This window comes from Streptomyces sp. NBC_01320 (assembly GCF_035974375.1).
Lineage (GTDB): Bacteria > Actinomycetota > Actinomycetes > Streptomycetales > Streptomycetaceae > Streptomyces > Streptomyces yanii.
The window spans coordinates 9,434,311-9,452,071 of sequence record NZ_CP108390.1 but is presented as its reverse complement, the minus strand read 5'-3'; the positions used below and the strand labels follow the sequence as shown (position 1 = coordinate 9,452,071).

Annotated in this window: 12 protein-coding genes and 2 pseudogenes; 10 read left to right on the top strand and 4 right to left on the bottom strand. The window is 68.9% G+C overall.

Translation table 11 applies throughout. From position 1 onward, the window contains the following. Positions 1-111: 111 nt before the first annotated feature. Positions 112-3,228, bottom strand: coding sequence for a tetratricopeptide repeat protein (locus OG395_RS43060; protein ID WP_327247759.1), 3,117 nt, complete (start codon positions 3,226-3,228; stop codon positions 112-114). Positions 3,229-3,394: 166 nt separating this feature from the next. Between OG395_RS43060 and OG395_RS43055 the strand changes: the two genes are divergently transcribed. From OG395_RS43055 to OG395_RS43040, 4 genes are all read left to right on the top strand, one after another. Beyond that, positions 3,395-4,300: a hypothetical protein gene (locus OG395_RS43055; RefSeq protein ID WP_327247758.1), complete on the top strand. Its 906-nt coding sequence runs from the start codon at positions 3,395-3,397 to the stop codon at positions 4,298-4,300. 561 nt (positions 4,301-4,861) lie between these two features. Next, positions 4,862-6,124: an IS701 family transposase gene (locus tag OG395_RS43050; protein WP_442818656.1), complete on the top strand. Its 1,263-nt coding sequence runs from the start codon at positions 4,862-4,864 to the stop codon at positions 6,122-6,124. A 189-nt stretch (positions 6,125-6,313) separates the two neighbouring features. Beyond that, positions 6,314-7,906, top strand: a complete 1,593-nt coding sequence (locus tag OG395_RS43045) for an IS1182 family transposase (RefSeq protein WP_327247756.1) — start codon at positions 6,314-6,316, stop codon at positions 7,904-7,906. A 917-nt stretch (positions 7,907-8,823) separates the two neighbouring features. Next, positions 8,824-10,140: an IS701 family transposase gene (locus OG395_RS43040; protein WP_327243471.1), complete on the top strand. Its 1,317-nt coding sequence runs from the start codon at positions 8,824-8,826 to the stop codon at positions 10,138-10,140. A gap of 13 nt (positions 10,141-10,153) precedes the next feature. Here OG395_RS43040 and OG395_RS43035 read toward each other — a convergent pair whose 3' ends face one another. Together OG395_RS43035 and OG395_RS43030 are read right to left on the bottom strand one after the other, a co-directional pair. After that, positions 10,154-10,753: a hypothetical protein gene (locus OG395_RS43035; protein ID WP_327247755.1), complete on the bottom strand. Its 600-nt coding sequence runs from the start codon at positions 10,751-10,753 to the stop codon at positions 10,154-10,156. Between the two features lie 1,684 nt (positions 10,754-12,437). Beyond that, positions 12,438-12,659 carry a hypothetical protein gene (locus OG395_RS43030; protein WP_327247754.1) on the bottom strand — a complete coding sequence of 74 codons (222 nt, stop codon included), beginning with the start codon at positions 12,657-12,659 and terminating at the stop codon, positions 12,438-12,440. Between the two features lie 304 nt (positions 12,660-12,963). On the opposite strand from OG395_RS43030, the gene OG395_RS43025 reads away from it, so the two are divergent. From OG395_RS43025 to OG395_RS43005, 5 genes and pseudogenes are all read left to right on the top strand, one after another. After that, positions 12,964-13,662, top strand: a complete 699-nt coding sequence (locus OG395_RS43025) for a class I SAM-dependent methyltransferase (RefSeq protein ID WP_327247753.1) — start codon at positions 12,964-12,966, stop codon at positions 13,660-13,662. Positions 13,663-14,159: 497 nt separating this feature from the next. Continuing rightward, positions 14,160-15,257, top strand: coding sequence for a baeRF2 domain-containing protein (locus OG395_RS43020; protein WP_327247752.1), 1,098 nt, complete (start codon positions 14,160-14,162; stop codon positions 15,255-15,257). A 102-nt stretch (positions 15,258-15,359) separates the two neighbouring features. Then, positions 15,360-15,626, top strand: a complete 267-nt coding sequence (locus OG395_RS43015; RefSeq protein WP_327247751.1) for a hypothetical protein — start codon at positions 15,360-15,362, stop codon at positions 15,624-15,626. After that, positions 15,515-15,918 (top strand): annotated as a pseudogene (locus OG395_RS43010) (hypothetical protein); the annotation flags it as partial. The gene OG395_RS43015 and the pseudogene OG395_RS43010, both read left to right, overlap by 112 nt. 60 nt (positions 15,919-15,978) lie before the next feature. Then, positions 15,979-16,404 (top strand): annotated as a pseudogene (locus OG395_RS43005) (protein-L-isoaspartate O-methyltransferase family protein); the annotation flags it as partial. 153 nt (positions 16,405-16,557) lie between these two features. On the opposite strand, the gene OG395_RS43000 reads toward OG395_RS43005, so the two are convergent. Then, positions 16,558-17,010, bottom strand: coding sequence for a YbhB/YbcL family Raf kinase inhibitor-like protein (locus OG395_RS43000; protein ID WP_327247750.1), 453 nt, complete (start codon positions 17,008-17,010; stop codon positions 16,558-16,560). Between the two features lie 111 nt (positions 17,011-17,121). Here OG395_RS43000 and OG395_RS42995 point away from each other — a divergent pair, with 111 nt between their 5' ends. After that, positions 17,122-17,682 (top strand): nucleoside-triphosphatase, encoded by a 561-nt coding sequence (locus tag OG395_RS42995; RefSeq protein ID WP_327247749.1) that lies wholly within the window; start codon positions 17,122-17,124, stop codon positions 17,680-17,682. Positions 17,683-17,761: the final 79 nt, after the last annotated feature.

Genomic DNA, 17,761 nt, shown 5'->3' with positions numbered 1-17,761 from the left:
CCCTGGCTGGCGGAGCCATCACGGTGCACGTTGCGCGCCGGCAGACCCCAACGTGGGTCATCGCCCGGCCGCGATGACCTGGTCGGTTCCGTCGTCCCGCCATCCGTCCGGTCAACCAGCGAGCAGCGCCTCCAGTTCCGCCTGCGTGGCCAGCGTGTCGGGGTGCTTCTCGCCGAGAACCCGGGCACGGTCGTCCCTGACCCCGCGCAACTGGTCCACGGCTGCGGCCACGTCCCCGGTCATCGCGATGACCCGGGCAATCCCGAACCGGGTCCTGATCATCTCCGGGTGAAACTGATTGCCGTAGCGGGCGGTCCGCTCCCGCAGCAACTCCTCCAGTTCGGCGAGAGCGGTAGCAGGATCGCCCAGCTCGGCCTTGAGTATGGCGATGTTGAATCGGGTGATCATGACGGTCAGGTGATCGGACCCGAGCGCTTCGCGCTGGTCCAAGATGAGCCGCTCCTGCAGTTCCAGAGCTCCCGCCAGGTCACCCAGCTCCCCGGTGTAGCGGGCGATGTTCAACCGCACCAACAGGGTGTTGGGGTGCAGCTCGCCACGGATCCGCCGCACGTCCGGCAACAGCTCCAGATAGCCGTCCAGGGCATCCTGGTGGCGTCCCGACTCGCCGAGGAACTTGCAGATGTTCATACGGCTGAAGACCACCTGCTGGTGATCCTCGCCGAACACCGCGATCCGGTCCCGCAGCAGCTCATCATGGAGCGCGAGCGCCGTGTCGTACCGGCCGAGCATGCCATGCCAGTACGCGATGTAGTGGCGGCTCTCCAACACCGCCTGGTCCGTCGGCCCCAGCACGCGGAGCTGGTCCCCCAGCAGTTCCCCGTGCAGACGAAGAACCTCGGTCATGTTCCCGCCCCGACCGGTCCAGTACGCGATGTGGTGGCGGGTCTTCAGGGTGCGCGGGTCGTCCGCGCCCAGCACCCGTTCCTGGTCGGCCAGGACCGCCCGGTGCAGTTCCACCGCCTCGGCGAAGTCGCCGACCTCACCGGTCGCGTACGCGATGCGGTCCAGGGACTCCAGCAGACGCGGATCGTCGTCTCCGAAGACGCGGCGCTGGTCCGGGAGCAGGTCCCTGTACAGCTCCCGGGAGCGTTCGTAGGCCCCGGCCTTGCCTGTCCAGTAGGCCGTACGCTCGCGCGCGCGCACGGCCGGGGCGGAGTCGCGCCCGGGGCGCTCGGTCAGCCGGTCCGCCCAGGCCGCCCAGCGGTCCCGGTTCACCGTCGCCTCGGGCGCCGCCCGTCGCTCCAGACTGTCCAGCAGCAGGTCGTACAGCGAATCGTCGCGCTCTGCCGCCTGCCACAGGTGCTCCGGCTCCGCTTCCTCGGCGTAGGCGTGCAAGGGGTCGTCGGGTGTGTGCTGTTCCATGGGAGCCATGATGGCCAACGCCTCGTACAGCGCGCGATGGCCGCCGACCATGTCCTGGTCGTCCGCCACGTACTCGATCAGACTCGGGTGGTGGACGCCGAACAGCTCGGTCCCGGCCCGATGCGCCGACCTGACCACCAGGCCCGGCACCAGCTCCAGGATCTGCTCCAGTGTCTCGTCGTCGTCCGGACCTCCCAGCTCCACGACGGCCCGAGCGAGCAGCGCGCGGGGCAGGGTCACTCCCGGCCCGGAGGCTGCGATGACGACCAGGACGGCGTCGAGCCACGCTCCCTGCCCACCGGGGACCAGCTGCCGCAGTGGCCCCAGCACCTCCAGGTAGACCTGATTGAACGACACTCGGCCACTGCGTGCCGGTGAACCGCGATGACCGGCCAGCACCTTGGTGAGCTGCCAGTTGCCGCCCGTCCGGCCGATGATCGGCTCATGGCCGGCCTTGGACACGTGGCGGCTTCGGAGATAGTCCTGCAACTGCCGTTCGTCGGGCGCGGGCACCGGCTCACGATGCCAGTCGCCGTGCAGCGGGATCCCGTCGCGGACAGTGGCCACCACGCCGAACCAGCCGGGCGCAGTATCCCCCAGCCCGACCAGGCCTTCGACGAGACCTCGGCGGTTGACCGGGTTCACCTGGTCCAGGCCGTCCACGATCACCCGCACCGGTTCCTGTCGCTCCATCAGGCTGAGCGGACCACCGACTTCGGCAACCGGCGTCGGCAGCAGCGCCCGCTCGGCCTGTGATACCTGCGCGCGGTACGCGATGCGTGCCTCGCCGAACCCCGGCAGGTGCGTCCGGAGCTGCTCGGCGAGCTGCTTCACCGACGTCCCGGACGCCCAGTGGGAGTCGCTGAGCCGGACGACCGCAGCGACGGGCGGGAGACCGTCCGCCTCCTCAGGCGGCAGCAGCTCCGGCCGGCACAGGGCGGTGGCCAGCGTCGTCTTCCCGGTCCCCATGGCACCTGTCACGGCGACGAGCCGGTTGTCGCGGACTGCGCGGGCGAACCGCGCCAGCTCTTCGGGCGGCTGGAAGTGGCGCAGCGCGGGCAGCAGCACGTCGTGATCGGGAGACCAGGCCAGTGGGCTCAGCTCACTGTCGTAGGCCACGTTGTGGGCGAGCCAGGGTCCGTACGGATCCGCCGGACCGGCGCCGCCTCCGTCGAAGGACACGGATTGCGGGATCTGCCGGGCCAGCCGCGCGCCCACGGCGCCGCGCAGTGCGGCCGTGCGCAGCTCGGGGTCGAGCCGCACGTCGCCCTGCCGGACAAGCCGGTTCAGGGCCTTGGAGAACTGCATGGCGTAGGACACTCGCAGGTCCGAGGAGGACACCAGCTCAATCCGTCGGCCGGTGCTCATTGCGGGGCGGAACCAGTCATTGGCCGCCGCGAGCAGTGCCTCACCCGACAGGCAGGCGTCCAGGACGACGGTCAGCTCCGGCACGCCGCCGTGTGCCAGGGCCAGTTCGCTCAGCCGCCCCGGCAGGTCGAACGCTGTCTCCGGACCGGGCTGCTTCGGGGACGAACGGACCGGAAAGAGGAACTCGCCCTCACGGAGAGTGTGGCCGTGCCCCAGGAAGGCCAGGACGAGGCAGGCTCCCTCCGCCGACGCCTCTTCGAAGGCTTCCCCCACTGCGTGGACCACCTCGTCCACTGTCACAGGGTCGGTCAGCAGGCCGTCGCCGAAGGCCGGCACGCAGTCGCCGCGCGCCGGGTCGAGCAGCAGCTCGCGCAGCTCCCCCGCCGCCGCATCCAGCAGCTCCAGCCTGTCTTCCGGTTTGAACTCGACGGCATCCCAGTGGGACGCGATCACCAATGCTCTGCGCTCATCCGTCACCCGCGCATTATCCAGCGTGAAACTCCGTCAATTCAGTGTTCTAACCACATGAGTTGCCGGTCACTGCCGACGTCCCTCCTGGAACTGCCACGCACCGCCAATCGTCCTGGTGAGAGAACCAGGCGCCGCGCGTGCCCGCGCGGACGAGGGATGAACAAGGAGACACATGGCTGAGCTGGTCATGGTGCACGGCATCGGGCCCCAGGACGAGACCGAACAGCGATTGCAAAGGGACTGGACACTCGCCCTGGCGCGCACCCTGCGGGACAACGGCCGGGCCGAGTCCGCTGACCGGCTGGACGGCGGCTGCGTGTCAGTGGGGATGGCCTATTACCGGCATCTGTTCGCGCCCTACGTCCCGCGCGACGACTACGACGTCCCGCTGCCGGCGCCGATGGCGGTCACCGGCGAGGAGATCGCCAGGGACATCATCGGAAACATCCGAGCCCACGCTTCGAACCCGGTGGACAACGCACAGGCCGCCCGTGCACTGGACGAGCTGGACGCCGAGCTCGGCCCGGTGCAGGGACCGTACGCGCCGTTGCGCGTGCTGGTCTCGATGCTGGGGCGGCTCGGACCGATCGCCCGGTCCGGCTTCGCCGCACTGAGCAGTACCGGCGTGTTCCATCTGGGACAGGTCGCGGCATACCTGCACGACGAGACCGCGAGGGAGGGAGCGATCGAAGCCGTCCTGTCCCAGGTGTCGCCCGAGACCAAGGCGGTGGTGGCCCACTCGCTCGGCACGGTCGTCGCCTACGAGGCCCTGCACAGGCTCGAGCAGCCGCTGCCGCTCCTGCTCACCTTCGGTTCGCCGCTCGGCCTGCGCTCGATCATCCACGGTCGGCTGCGACCCCAGCCGCTGTCCTCGCCCGGCCACGTCAAGCGCTGGGTGAATGTCGCCGATCGGGACGACTACATCGTCGCCACGCTCCGCCTGCGCACGCTGTTCCCGGACAACGACGCCGTGCTGGAACGCACTCGGCTGGTGAAGAACCGCAATTCCCGGCCGCACTCGGCCGTGGAGTACCTCAAGCACTGGCAGACCGTGGAGCCGCTCGCCGAACTCCTCTGACGCGACTTCGCCGCAGGACACCCCCGGTCAGCCGGCTTCGTTCACTTCTCACGCGGCCAGCTCAGCTGCCCGCCGCAGCCTCATCCGGAAGCGGGCATCAACTCACGAACCGCCCCCTCTCAAAATCCGCGACGTCGATGCTGGCGCCGTTGAAAACCAGGGCGTGACCCAACCTGACATCACCATCTGAGCAACACCTGCAGACCGAAAAGAACAGCACCGACCCTCCAGGGAGCGGCAGTTCGGCACGATTCCGTGGAGCGTCAGCTGGCGCGGGCCCACGTCGGAACTGCTGGAGCGGTGCTCACGGCCGTGCCCGATGGGTGCCCGACAGGTCGGTGAACCGCGGTCAACAGAGGGTGCCACGGAGAGCCGGAGGGTTCGCCGTGGCACCCTCTACCGTTGGTCAGACCGCGAAAGGGGTCCGTGACCATGTCCCCGATCCGCACGAGAAGCTGCCGCACGGGGTCGTCCTGCAGCGACTTCAGCGAAAGCGCTAGTAGGGCTTTGTTAGGTACCCCGATTGATCATCTCCGGATAGGTTGTGATGTTCTTTCAGGTGTGACACCTGAGGAGATGGACACGGTCCGCACGCGCTTGGAGGCGTTCGCGGAGGAGATGCTCGGTTCTCTGGCCCGGCGGGATCAGCGAGCCAAGGGCGAGCTGTACCTGCGCGGGCTGATGCTGGACGGCAAGCGCAAGTCGATGCAGCCGATGGCCGAGCGCCTGGGCGTGGACCACCAGCAGCTCCAGCAGTTCGTGGCCTCCTCGACCTGGGACTGGGCCAAGGTCCGTGAGCGGCTGGCTCGTTGGGCTGCCGCTCACATCTCGCCGGAGGCGTACGCGATCGACGACGTGGGCTTTCCCAAGGACGGCTACGACTCACCGGGTGTGGCGCGGATGTACTGCGGCGCGCTGGGAAAGCGCGGCAACTGCCAGATCGGCGTCAGCGTCAATCTGGTCAGCGACCGTGCTTCCTCGGCGGTCAACTGGCGCCTGTTCCTTCCCGAGAGCTGGGACGACACCAAGAACACCGGCGATGCACTGCTGACCGGGGCAATCCAGCGCCGACGCGCCAAGGCGGCCATCCCCGACAGCGAGCGGCACAAGGAGAAGTGGCGCCTGGCCCTGGACATGCTCGACGAGGTCCGCGAGGGCTGGGAACTTCCTGACCTGCCGGTGGTAGCCGACGCCGGATACGGCGACGCGACCGGCTTCCGCGAGGGCCTGACCGAGCGCGGCCTGACCTACGCCGTCGCGGTCAAGGGCACCACCACCGCCTACCCGGGCGACGCCGTCCCCGACCGCCCGCCCTACAGCGGCCAGGGCCGCCCGCCCGGACCCGCCTACCCCGGCCAGCACAGCACTCTGCGCCAACTCGCCCTGAAAACCGGGCGATCGGCGGCACGAACCGTGACCTGGCGCCAGGGCAGCAAGACCACGAAGCACAACCCCCACGCCGAGATGCGCTCGCGGTTCCTGGCGCTGCGGGTCAGACCCGCAAACCGAACGATCCGCCGCGCCGCCGACGGCTCCCTGCCCGAGTGCTGGCTGCTGGCCGAATGGCCGCCCGGCGCCGCCGAGCCCACCGACTACTGGCTCTCCACCCTGCCTGCCGACACCCCGCTGCGCGAACTGGTCCGCATCGCCAAGATCCGCTGGCGCGTTGAACACGACTACCGCGAGCTCAAGGACGGCCTGGGCCTGGACCACTTCGAGGGCCGCAACTTCCCCGGCTGGCACCGCCACGTCACCCTCGCCTCCCTCGCCCAGGCGTTCTGCACCATGCTCAGGCTCGACCCAAAAGCGCCTGCGCCGGCCTGACCCTCTACGCGGTCCTCCGCGTGCTTCAGGCCCTCCTGGCCACCTGGACCGGCGCCTGCTCGATATGCGGCCAATCCGCACCGACACCAGAACCACACCACAGGACCTAACAAAGCCCTACTAGAAGACTGCTGAAAATCTTTTGCGTTCTGGCCCCGGACCGGCAGGTCCGGGGCCAGTCTTGTGAGCATGCAGGGGGAATGGGCCGGGGAGATGGTCGGGCCGGATGTGTGGGAGACCTGCCGGGAGTTGATCCCGGCAGGGAGTGTGTTCGCTTTCCTGGCCGAGCATCGTGAGGTGCTGTTCCCGCCGGAGTTCTTCGCGGACATGTATCCGTCGGCCAACGGACGGCCGTCGTTGCCGCCGCAGGTGCTGGCCGCGACGGTGGTACTGCAGAGCCTGCAGGGGCTGTCGGACTTCGAGACAGTCCAGGAACTGCGGTGTGACCTGCGCTGGAAGGCCGCCTGCGGGCTGGGCCTGTACGACACCGCCTTCGATCCCTCGCTGCTGACCTATTTCCGGCGCCGGCTCGCCCGCTCGGCCGACCCGACGCGGATTTTCACCAAGGTCAAAGAGGTGGTGACTGCCACCGGTGTCCTCAGAGGAAAGCAGCGCCGGGCGCTGGACTCCACCGTCCTGGACGATGCGGTGGCCACTCAGGACACCGTCACCCAGATCGTGGCCGCGATCCGCCGCGTGATCCGTGAGGTCCCCGGCGCCGGCGAGGTCGCCGGCCGGTGGTGTACTGCTCACGACTACACCGACCCCGGCAAACCCAGGATCGCCTGGAATGACGAAGCCGCCCGCGAGGCGCTGGTCGACGCCCTGGTGACCGACGCGCTCAACATGCTCGGCCGTCTGCCCGAGCGTGAGCTGGGCGAGCGGGCCGCGAACGCGGTGGGCCTTCTCGCCCTCGTCGCAGGCCAGGACGTGGAGCCGGCCGAGGACTCCGACGGCCGCGACGGACGCTGGCGCATCGCCAGGCGCACCGTGCCCGACCGGACGGTGTCCACCGTCGACCCCGATGCCCGGCACATCCACAAGAACCGAACCCGCCACCAGGAGGGCTTCAAAGGACACGTGTCCTTCGAGCCAGAGGCCGGACTGTTCACTGCCGTCGCGTTAACCAGCGGCTACGGGCCGGACAACCACGAGGCCGCCGTCGCGCTGGACCTGCTGGCCGACAAAGACCACAGCGAGGGCGAGACGCTGACCGTGCTCGGCGATTCCGCCTACGGCACCGGCGACCTGCGTGAACAACTGACCGCCCAGGGCCACGTCCTGGTGGTCAAGCCGCCGCCGTTGCGGCAGGCCGTCCCCGGAGGCTTCACCATCGACGACTTCCACGTCGACACCGACGCCGCCACCGTGACCTGCCCGGCCGGACAGACCGCGAACCTGGGCCGCACCAAGGCCGACGGGGGCCGCACCGCCCAGTTCAAACGGCTGTGCACCGGCTGCCCACTGCGGGAACGCTGCACAACCTCCAAGACCGGACGGGTTATCAACGTCCACCCTCAGCACGAACTGCTGACCGCAGCCCGCGTCCAGGCCGCCACCGACACCGCCTGGCAGGACGAATACCGCCGATGGCGGCCCCCGGTCGAACGCGCCATCGCCTGGCTCGTCGCCCACGGCAACCGCAGAGTCCGCTACCGAGGCGTCATCGCCAACAACATCGCACTCCACCACCGCGCCGCCGCCCTCAACCTCCGCCGACTGATCAACCTCGGACTCACCCGCACCAACACCACCTGGCACCTCGCCCCGGCCACCCCATGACGAAGAAGGGGCCGCCCGGCCTACGGCCGAACAGCCCCTCAACAAGATTTTCAGCAGTCTTCTAGGCGTTCATGCCGCGGATCGACGCACGGACCGTCTGTCCCGCGGAGGCGACGTCGGACGGGAGATCAAAGGGGCGCCCGGGCAGCTCAGGAATATTGAGCACCGCCAGGAACCACCGATGACGGCGAACGTCATGTGGAAGGAGGCGATCCCGGCAACCGTGCCGGTGACCGCCTGGCCCCGGGGCGACGCCTTGAGAAACGCCCAGCGGCGGTCACTCGCCGTCGGCTCGGTATGCCAGCGGGCCAGGGCGGCGAGCCGGGGGCCGAAGGGAGGGCACCCGTCACCCCTCGGCTCCCGCGCCCCGCCGTGTCATACCGCGGAACCGAGGGGCTCTTCGCTCCTTTCAGTTTCAAGGAAGGAGGCGTCCCGAAAGGCTCTCAGCGCCTGCTTACGACTGACTCCCAGCCTCCCCAGGGTCTCTTCCTTCACCAGCCCCGCAGCCCGGAGCTCGACACACCGTCGCGCCAACTTCAGCCGCTCCGGATGGACTTCGGGCGCCTCATAGAAGAGTCCGTCCTTCAGCAGTTCGCCAACGGTGTCTGCGGACCGGCCCATGGTTCTCGCGATCTGCGCCCTTGCCATCCCGGACCTCTTGAGACGGACGGCCTCGGCCGCGTTACGGCGGCGCTCGGTCTGAAGGTCTTCCTGCCGCCGAGATGTGATTCCCGCGGCACTACGAGCATGAGACAGGGCATTTTCGGCCTGCTTGTGGGTCACTCGACTTTCGACGTTTCCGTTGATCGTCGTTGGGGTCGCTCGGGTGGGTGATGGGGGCCTGATCTGGCGGTGCGGGGCGGGACAGCAGAGAAGCATCGGCGGTGCTTGCGTCGCCTGCTGAGAGGGACCCGCCGATGCTTCCGGACACGACCGTACCCGCTTCGCTGCTGGCGGTGCTGACGTTCCTGCGGGGCTGTTTCACCACACCGACCTTCACCACCTTCGCCGCGCTGGTCACGGGCTTGATCGCGCAGACCGGCCGGGGCACGGTGACCGGCATGGTGACGGGCGCGGGATTGACGCGCGCCTGGTCCCACGACCGTGCCCACGCCTTCTTCTCCCGCGCGAGCTGGAACCCCGACCTGCTGGGCATCTCCCTCTCCCATCTGGTTGTGCGCCAACTCCTGCCAGCAGATGGGGTGTTGACAGTGGCGGTGGACGACACGCTGTTCAAGCGGCGCGGGAAGAAAGTCTTCGGCGCGGCCTGGCAGCACGACGGCGCGGCCCGGGGTCCGAAGCCGGTCGGGCGCGGGACCTGCTTCGTGGTGGTCGGCATCGTGGTCCAACTGCCGTTCCTGGCAAGGCCGGTGTGCCTGCCGGTGATGGCCCGGCTGTGGCGCCCGAAGCAGGAGCAGTCCAAGGTCGGCCTCGCCGCGTCCATGATCCGCCTGCTGGCCGCCTGCCACCACGGGCGGCGCATCCACGTCGTCGCGGACGCCGCCTACCACGGCAAGGCGCTCCGCGACCTGCCCGCGACCTGCACGTTCACCACCCGCCTGCCCGCGAGCGCGGTGCTGTACGACCTGGCCCCGCCGCCCACCGGGCGCCGCGGCCGACCCGCCCTCAAGGGCGAACGCCTTGGCACACCCAAGGACCTGGCCACCACCGCCGCCTTCACCAGGACCGAGGTCAAGCGGTATCAGCGGACCGACACCGTGCACCTGGCCGAGACCACCTGCCTGTGGTACGGCTCCTTCCACACCCGCACCGTCCGCGTGATCCTCCTGCGCGACGACACCACCGACACCGGCTACGACCTGGCGCTGGTCACCACCGACCTCACCACCCGCGCGGCCGGCCTGATCGCCCGCTACGCGTCACGCTGGTCGATCGAGGTCACCTTCGCCGAGGCCCGCGACCTGCTCGGCGTCGGTCAGGCCCAAAACCGCACCCGCTCGGCCGTCGAGCGCACCGTCCCGTTCGGTCTGTACTGCTACACGATCACCGTGGCCTGGTACGCGCTGCACGGCCACCACCCCCGCGACGTCGTCGAGCGCCGCGAGCGGGCCCCGTGGTACACCACCAAGGCCGAGCCGGCCCTGTCCGACATGGCCGCCAAGCTCCGCCGGGTGATCATCGCCGCCCGATTTACGCCCACCCGCCCAGGCCGGCCCACGGATGAGGAAATCCGCGCCGTCCAACAGGCGTGGGCCGCAGCCGGCGCAGCCTGATCACCCAAACCTGTCAGAACATCGAAAGTCGAGGGGTCAAGCCCACCTCGGCGGCGATGTCTGAAACACGCAAGCCCTCGCGTTGCAACAGCAGAGCCCGTTCGTCCTGCTCCTGGCACAGGAGACGCGACTGCTCGCGCTCCCGCTCCCGCCTCCTCTTGATCTCACCCTTGAACTCGCGGAGCAGGGCCGATTTGACGGAACGGGCAAACCGGACGCGCTCCCGCTCCTCCCGCATCTGCTCGCGGACGAAGTAGCCGCACCAGAACGGCATCCGATCGGTCAGGGCTCCGTCGCTCTTCGCCCCCCGCCTGAACATGGGATGCTTGGGACGCCTCTGCCACATCGCCTTCAGGACGGACTCGTCGGGGCTGTAGCCCCCGTCCTTGCGCAGCAGCAGCCGCTGCTCCTCGGTCAGGTCGGCCATAGCCGCTTCCCGGGCGACGCGCAGTTCCGCCGCCTCCGCCAGGTCCAACAGGGTTTCCCAGTCCCACTTGGGCACAGTGAGGCCGAAGCGGCCCCCCTCGTCATACCCGTCCCAACGGTTGATCTCGGCGCCGATGTACACCGCGAAACCGGCGGAATTCCACGCCCTCACGACGTCGTGCCACATTTTCGCCGAGGTTGCGGGCAGGTAAGCCACCAGGAGCAGGAGCTACGGATCAGAAGTTCCCCGTGCCCAAACCGCGCCAGATCGGCGGGGAGTCACGGGGAACTGCTGCGGTTGGCGGAGGCCACAGCCAGCAGACGCCGAAGCCGGTTTCCCACAGGTCAGACCTCAACTCGTCCCACCTCGCTCCTCAGAGGAGCTCAAGCGATGGTCCGAGTCAGGGGGGTGTCCACAGTGATCAACGCTGACAACTGCCGACAGCTCAGCAGCTGGCCACAACGTTGATCGACGGCCTGACCGCAGATCGGGAACCCGGCCTGTCACTTCTTCGGCTACTGATCGCACTCAGCGGCGCTTGACTCTCCCGACAAGACTCCGCCGACCGCTTGGTAACCTCCCGGCGGAGGAGTGTCATGACAGCGTGGATCATGTTGGCCTGCGGATGCTTGAGTGCGGTCAGGGGAGCGTTGACCTTGAGCGGTTGGAAAGCAGCGCAGTACCGGAATCACCAGAAAGCTGGTTGGGGTGCCATCGCGATGGGTGGCGGCATGGCCTTGAACGGAGTACCAAGGCTGGTCGGATGGTCCTATGAGGTGGCCGCAAACCTCGCAACCGTAGCCCTGATTCTCATCGTGCTCGGCGCGCTGCTTCAGGTCCTCGGCAGGCCTGTAAGAGCTCGAAGCACTACAAACGGGGATACGGACGCACGTCAGGGGCAGCCCGATTCCTGACATCAGCTTGACACCAACCGGCACGAACGGCGCTGGTCAACGCCGAACCTCAGCAGTCCGCCGGCCGAAGTACAGAGCGGGTTGACCGACATCGACACGTCCCCACGACCGACCTGATGAGGATGGGGCTCCAATCCCAAGCCCCAACAAGAAGGGGACAGTATGCAGACGGTCGTTCTAGGTCCCTGGGGGGACGTGACCATTTATGCATCCGGTGACAGCCTGCCCATCAAGCCGGGTCTCGCCATCCCCGACGAGCTGCGGCCCAACGATCGCTTTCGGCTCGCTCTGCTGCATGTGAGAAGAACTGGCTCGCTGTTGCCCTTTATTGCGGTCTGGCCTGAACTGTCGCATCTACCCGACGCAGAAAGCAGTGCTGCTCCCTGGACCCACGAAGAGTTGTTCGGGGTAATGCTCACCGAGTGGGGACGCGGCTGGCGATGCCGCGTATGCGACGGGCGGGTGGACGTACTTCAAGCAGCGAACATCCCTTTCTTCAGTGACCACCTCCGGCACCATAGGCAGGTCACTTGCTGTCCCCATTGCCGAGCACACGTAGACCGGGCGAGGCTGCATGCTGCGGTGATCTGGCCGTCGAATTAGAGCACGATCTCGCTCAGAAAACCGCGTGCTAGCCGATTCGGTAGGGCCGAATGCGAAGCTGAACTCGTCTGAAAGGTGAGTGCAGTACAGCAGCGAAGTACAACACCTCGGCAACTACAGCCCGACCAACAACGCACGTGCGGAGCCGTTCGGCCAGCCCAGCAGACCTCAGCAACCGCAGCGCCCGTAGCTCGCGTTAAAGGGGTAAGCAGTGCCCGAACCGTGCCCGACGGGGCGGGGAACCACGGTCAATAGCGGGCGTCTGGCCGCGCTTCCGTGCTCTCCAGCGCACGTTACGCCTGGCCAAAGTCGAGACCGAGCCCTCGAAGTGTGGTGATTCCCGAGCTCAGGGCTCAGACGAACGGCGAGAACCCCCTGCTTTCCAAGTGCGCAAGTGTCGCCTCAAGGCACGCGTCCGCGGACGCTAGGTCTGCCCTGAAGAACGACTCCGCACCCAGGGGGCCGCCAGTGACGATCACCATCCAGCGTTTCCCCCGTGAGCGCTCACCGTCAGCCTTGAAGACCACCGAGCACCCTCGCTCGGCCAGCCATCCCATCAGTTCCACTACGTCCATATCCGCTCCTGCAGGGAAGATCATGCCAGCCAACGGGTTCGGCATCTACGGGCCGTCCCGGGGCCGTAGAAGGTGCCCACGGTGCACCACGATGACAAGTGCTGACCACTCTCCTCTCAGGTCAGAGGAGTGATCGGCAGTTGCCCCGCAGGTCGGAGAATCGGCGCGTCACTTCTTCGGCCACTGATCGCATCCCAGCCTGGCTTGTCGCAGTCATTGAGACTCCACTGCCCTCAGCCGTTCACCTCGAACGAGTCGATCCAACTCTGTGATGTACGCACGGGGGTAGTGCGAAAGTGACGGGATGACTCGAGCCGAGACTGCGTACCACGGAGAGCTGGGCGAGTACTTCGCCACCCTTGCCACGGACAACGCCTCCAACGCCCACACCGATCGGCCGGCCATGCTCAAGCTGGCCGGAGACGTGGGCGGTCTGCGGGTACTGGATGTCGGGTGCGGGGCCGGGCACTACGCGGCCGAGTTGCGAGACCGCGGGGCGGCGGACGTCGTCGGGGTGGAGGGCAGCAAGACTCTGCTGAGCGCCGCGCGCAAGCGGCTCGGTGAAGGCGTCGAGCTTCACCAGCATGACCTGGAGGAGCCGCTGACGTTCCTGAAGGACGCCTCGTTCGACCTTGCGGTGATGGCGCTGGTGTATCACCACGTTGAGGAGCGCGAGCAGTTGCTCGCCGAGCTGCGGCGCGTGCTTCGCCCCGGTGGAACGCTACTCGTCTCCACCACGCACCCCGCAGGTGAGTGGACATGGTTCGGAGGCTCGTATTTCGCCGACGAGCGTGTCGAGGCCGCCCTCGACGGGGGGTTCACCATCCGCTATTGGCGGATGACACTGGAGAAGTTTCTCGGGGAGCTGCTCGGGGCCGGGTTCGTGCTGGAGCAGCTGGTGGAGCCGCGGGCAGTGGAAGAGGCCCGCGAACTCGATCCCCGCCGGTACGAGAAGACCCACACCGTGCCCTACTTCCTGGCCGTCCGGCTGCGCCGCCTGTAGGCGGCTCCGGTTCGCGATCACTGACGGGTCGGCGGCACCCCACCCTGCGCTGGAGCTGCCCATCAGATGGGCGACGACGTAGCAGTCGGCGACGGGATATGGGCGCCCATCCCGTCCCGCGAGTACCTGGCCCGGTCTGGGCCCTCATCGCCGCAAGCTTCGTCGAATGCCCGCCGGGCCCGCTGCCCCGAAAGTGGGAGGAGTACCTGGTTCTCCGCGAGCGCGTCACCCAGCGCCTCCTCCGTCTTCCCGACCCCGTCTGATGCGGGATGCTCGGGTCCGTGGCCTGCGCGTGGCCACCTCCGGACAGGCACCAAAGGGGCCTGGTCACAGCGGGCACGGCGAGAGTCCGTCTTCGCCTTCGACGACAAGATCTGCCACAGCTGCAGGCCGGCGCCCGACCGCCCCGCGTTCCGTACCGCTTTGCGCTCGTCGAACTGCATCGCCCCTCGGGGCGCGCATCATCAAAGGAGGGGGACCATCGACGAGGAGTGGCGATGAGGTTGTCGTTCCTTGATCCTCTCTACGCAGAGCCGGGCCCGTTCGCCTCCGTGTACCTGGACACCTCCCGAGACGTCGAACATCCCGAGCGGGCGATCGCGCTGCGCTGGCGGCGGCTGCGCGAGAGTCTCTCCCGTCAGGGCTCGGACCGGGCGCTGCTGAACGTACTGGAGGAGGTGGTCGGCGCCGACACAGAGGTGCCGGGGGTGCACGGTCAGGCCATCTTCGCCGCCCACGGCACGCTCGTCCTGGACGGGGAGCTGCCCAGGCCGCCCGAGCACGACTCCGCACGCTACAGCACCCTGCCGGACGCGATGCCCCTGGTCACCCAGCACGTTCCGGAGATCCCTTACATGGCCGTAGTCGTCCACTACGGCGGCCTTCCGACCGCCGAGACCCACGGCTGGGTAACTGTGGAGGCGGAGACCGGCACCTGGCCCGCGTCCACCGTCACCCCGGGTGAGCGGCTGCATCGCAGGATCGCGGTGGCGACCTGGCACCGCACCTCCCTCCGGCTCGGCCATCGGCTGGACGAACGGGCGCGTCGCGCCCATGCCGACGCCGTCGTCGTGGGCGGGGACGAGTGGGCGTGCAACGTACTGATCCGCCGCCTGCCGCACACCCTGCGGGACAAGGTCGTACGCGTGGGCGGCCGGACCCCCACCGACACCGGACGCGCCCTGTTGGAACCGCAGCTCGACGGCGTCTTCCGCGGCTGCATGGCCGCGCACGATCGGGAACTCGTGGACATCTTCATCGGCCGGCGTGCCCTGGACGGACCCATGACGGAGGGGCTGGCCGCCACCGTCGCCGCCCTCCAGCGCGGCCAGGTCGCGGCTCTGCTGCTGAACCGGCCGCCAGGGTCTTCGCTGCGGCTCTGGACGGGCTCCCAGCCCACTCAGCTCGCCCTGACCGAGGCGGAGCTGATGTCCTTCGGCGTGCGGGCCCCGCGCGAGGAACGCGCCGACGAGGCCCTCGTCCGGGCCCTCGTCGGCACCGGTGCCGAGCTGGTCGTCGTACCGGAGAGCGAGCTGAGGCTGTACGAGGGCGTGAGCGCCCTGCTGCGGTACACCGACCCGGGGACCCCGTCCTGACGCCGGCGCGCTGCGCCTCCCGGATCACGGGTCGCTCCTTGCGCGCGACCGCCGCGGATCGCGCCGCGCGCGGAACGTGCCGACACTGTCGGCCACGGGTCCGTGCTCGCCGACGCCATCCTCCAGATCCGGCTCGGCGGTGACCTCGCCCTGTTCCAGGCGCTGAACCGGCTGCTGCCGGAGACCGAGGACGCCGCCGAGGGCACCGTGCTCGACCGTGCCTTCATCGCTTCCTACGCCATGCTGCGGGCGCCCCAGGGCATCTGCTGTTGCAGACCCTGCGCTCCGACGACCGGTGGATCACCGTTTCGTCCACGGACAACGACCGCTGTCGCGGCGTGCAAGGCACCCGGCGCGTCGTACTCGTGAGGCCGGCGGACCTCACCACGCCCGGGATCTCCGACGGCGAACGGGTGGACCCCGTGAGTTTCTGGACGGACGGCACCGAGCGCCGCGCGGAGGACTTCCGGCTGGTCGCCCACCGACCGCACCCGGCTGCGCCGCCGCCTCCTGCCCGGAGACCGACGTCCTGGTGCCGCTGGACAGTACGGCCGAGATCAGCAACAGGCCGACGTCGAAGGGAATCGTGGTCAGACCGGAACGCACCACGACCGAGGCCGCCGGCGCCACCGCCACGGCCCCGCGGTCCGGTGGCCCATGAAGGGAACCCCGAGGACCTGGTCCGCGCGGCCCACACCGTGGGCGTGACGACAACCGTCTCCTGGCGGCCGTACGGGGCATCCCCCGGGCGGAATTCGTCCCCGCGGGCGAGGTGGCATCCGCGTACCGGGGCAACCCCGTTCCCCTCCCCCACGGGCAGGTGACCACCCAGCCCTCGCCGATCGCCATGTTGGGCTCCGCTCTCGGCCTCACCGGAGACGAACAGGTTCTGGAGGTCGGGACCGGATACGGCTGGCAGACCGCGCTGCCGCCCCGCTTGGCCGCGTACGTCGGCACCGTCGAGCGCCGGCCCGACCCGGTCGACGAGGCCCGCCTGCGGCTGGCCGGGCAGGGCGTCGGCAATGCCGAGGTCGTACTCGGCGACGGGACCCTCGGGATGCCGACCCGTGCCCCGTACGACGCCGTCATCGTCTGCGCGGCCTTGCCGCGAGTGTCTGAGCCGCTCGTGGATCAGCTCCGCACCGGTGGCCCGCTCGTCCAGCCGATCGGGCAGGGCGGGCAGGAGCGCGTCGAGCTGTACGAGCGGCCGGGCCCGCGGCCTGGTGCAACGCAGGACGGTCACCGCGGCCCGGTTCGTCCGGCTGTACGGCGCCCATGGCTACGACCAACGGTGACGCGCTCAGCGCTGATAGGTCCCGACCAGGGTGCCGGAGGCCAGCTCCCTGCCCTTCAGGGCACGGTGCACGTCCTCGGCACCCGGGTGGTCGTGCAGCGGCAGCGGCTCGGACAGGGCGTACAGGCGGAAGAAGTAGCGGTGCGGCCCATGCCCCGGTGGAGGCATCGGCCCTCCCCAGCCCACGCGGCCGAAGCCGTTGGGCCACGGCAGGCCCCCGTGGGGCTTCTGGCCCTCCGCCGCGCCGGTGGTCCCCGGATCGATGCCGGTCACCAGCCAGTGCAGGAAGGTCGTCCCCGGCGCGTCCGGGTCCTCGCACAGGAGCACCAGCTCCGTGGTCTCGTGGGGCACCCCCGACCAGGTCAGGGGTGGTGAGATGTTCTCACCCTCCCCGCTGTACCTACGGGGGATCACCGTTTTGTCGTCGAACGCGGTGCTGCTGAGTTCAATTCCGCTCATGCGCGCCGCCATACCCGCAACGGCGGCACCGGCACCGGTCCGCACCCCCAAATCCCCCGTTCGGCCGAGCTCACCCGGGCCGCCCCCGGAAGCGGGGGTGAAGATGGCACTGTGCCGACAAGGATCCTGCTCGAGAGCCACCCTGGCGTGGGCAAGACGACCGCCCTCCGTCGGCTGGCCGCGCTGCTGCCCACCCACGCGGCCACCGGCTTCACCACCGAGGAGATCCGGCAATCCGGCGCCCGCGTCGGATTCGCCCTGGAGACTCTGACAGGCCGGCGGGAGGTACTCGCCCATGTCGACCTGCCCGGTCCGCCACGGGTAGGGAAATACGGCGTCGACCTGGACGTCATGGAACGACTGGCGCTGCCGTCGCTTCGGACGGCAGCAGCCAAGGAGGCTACAGGGCGGCTGGTGCTCATCGACGAGCTGGGGCGGATGGAACTGGCGTGCACGGCGTTCCGGCACGCGGTCGACGCGCTGTTCGTCGCAGAGGTCGACGTCGTCGCCACGGTCCACACGCACCGCGATCCGTTCACCGACGCCCTCAAGCGGCGCGCCGACATCGAAGTCGTCCAGCTCACTCCGGCAAACCGGGACGTCCTGCCGGGGGAGCTCGCGGCCCGGCTGCAGCAGCCCCGGCCGCACGGAAGGCCCCCCTCTCACGGATGAGTGACCGGCCCACCTCCGACCTGCCGAAAGCAGAGTCGGGGCGACAGGATGGGAAGTCGCCCGGTCGGTGCAACCGGCG

Coding starts and splice junctions, on each gene's coding strand:
- OG395_RS43020 (WP_327247752.1), top strand. CDS start 14,160: ATGAGGTTGTCGTTCCTTGATCCTCTCTACGCAGAGCCGGGCCCGTTC.
- OG395_RS43030 (WP_327247754.1), bottom strand. CDS start 12,659: ATGGACGTAGTGGAACTGATGGGATGGCTGGCCGAGCGAGGGTGCTCG.
- OG395_RS43035 (WP_327247755.1), bottom strand. CDS start 10,753: ATGTGGCACGACGTCGTGAGGGCGTGGAATTCCGCCGGTTTCGCGGTG.
- OG395_RS43045 (WP_327247756.1), top strand. CDS start 6,314: ATGCAGGGGGAATGGGCCGGGGAGATGGTCGGGCCGGATGTGTGGGAG.
- OG395_RS43000 (WP_327247750.1), bottom strand. CDS start 17,010: ATGAGCGGAATTGAACTCAGCAGCACCGCGTTCGACGACAAAACGGTG.
- OG395_RS43040 (WP_327243471.1), top strand. CDS start 8,824: ATGCTTCCGGACACGACCGTACCCGCTTCGCTGCTGGCGGTGCTGACG.
- OG395_RS43055 (WP_327247758.1), top strand. CDS start 3,395: ATGGCTGAGCTGGTCATGGTGCACGGCATCGGGCCCCAGGACGAGACC.
- OG395_RS43025 (WP_327247753.1), top strand. CDS start 12,964: ATGACTCGAGCCGAGACTGCGTACCACGGAGAGCTGGGCGAGTACTTC.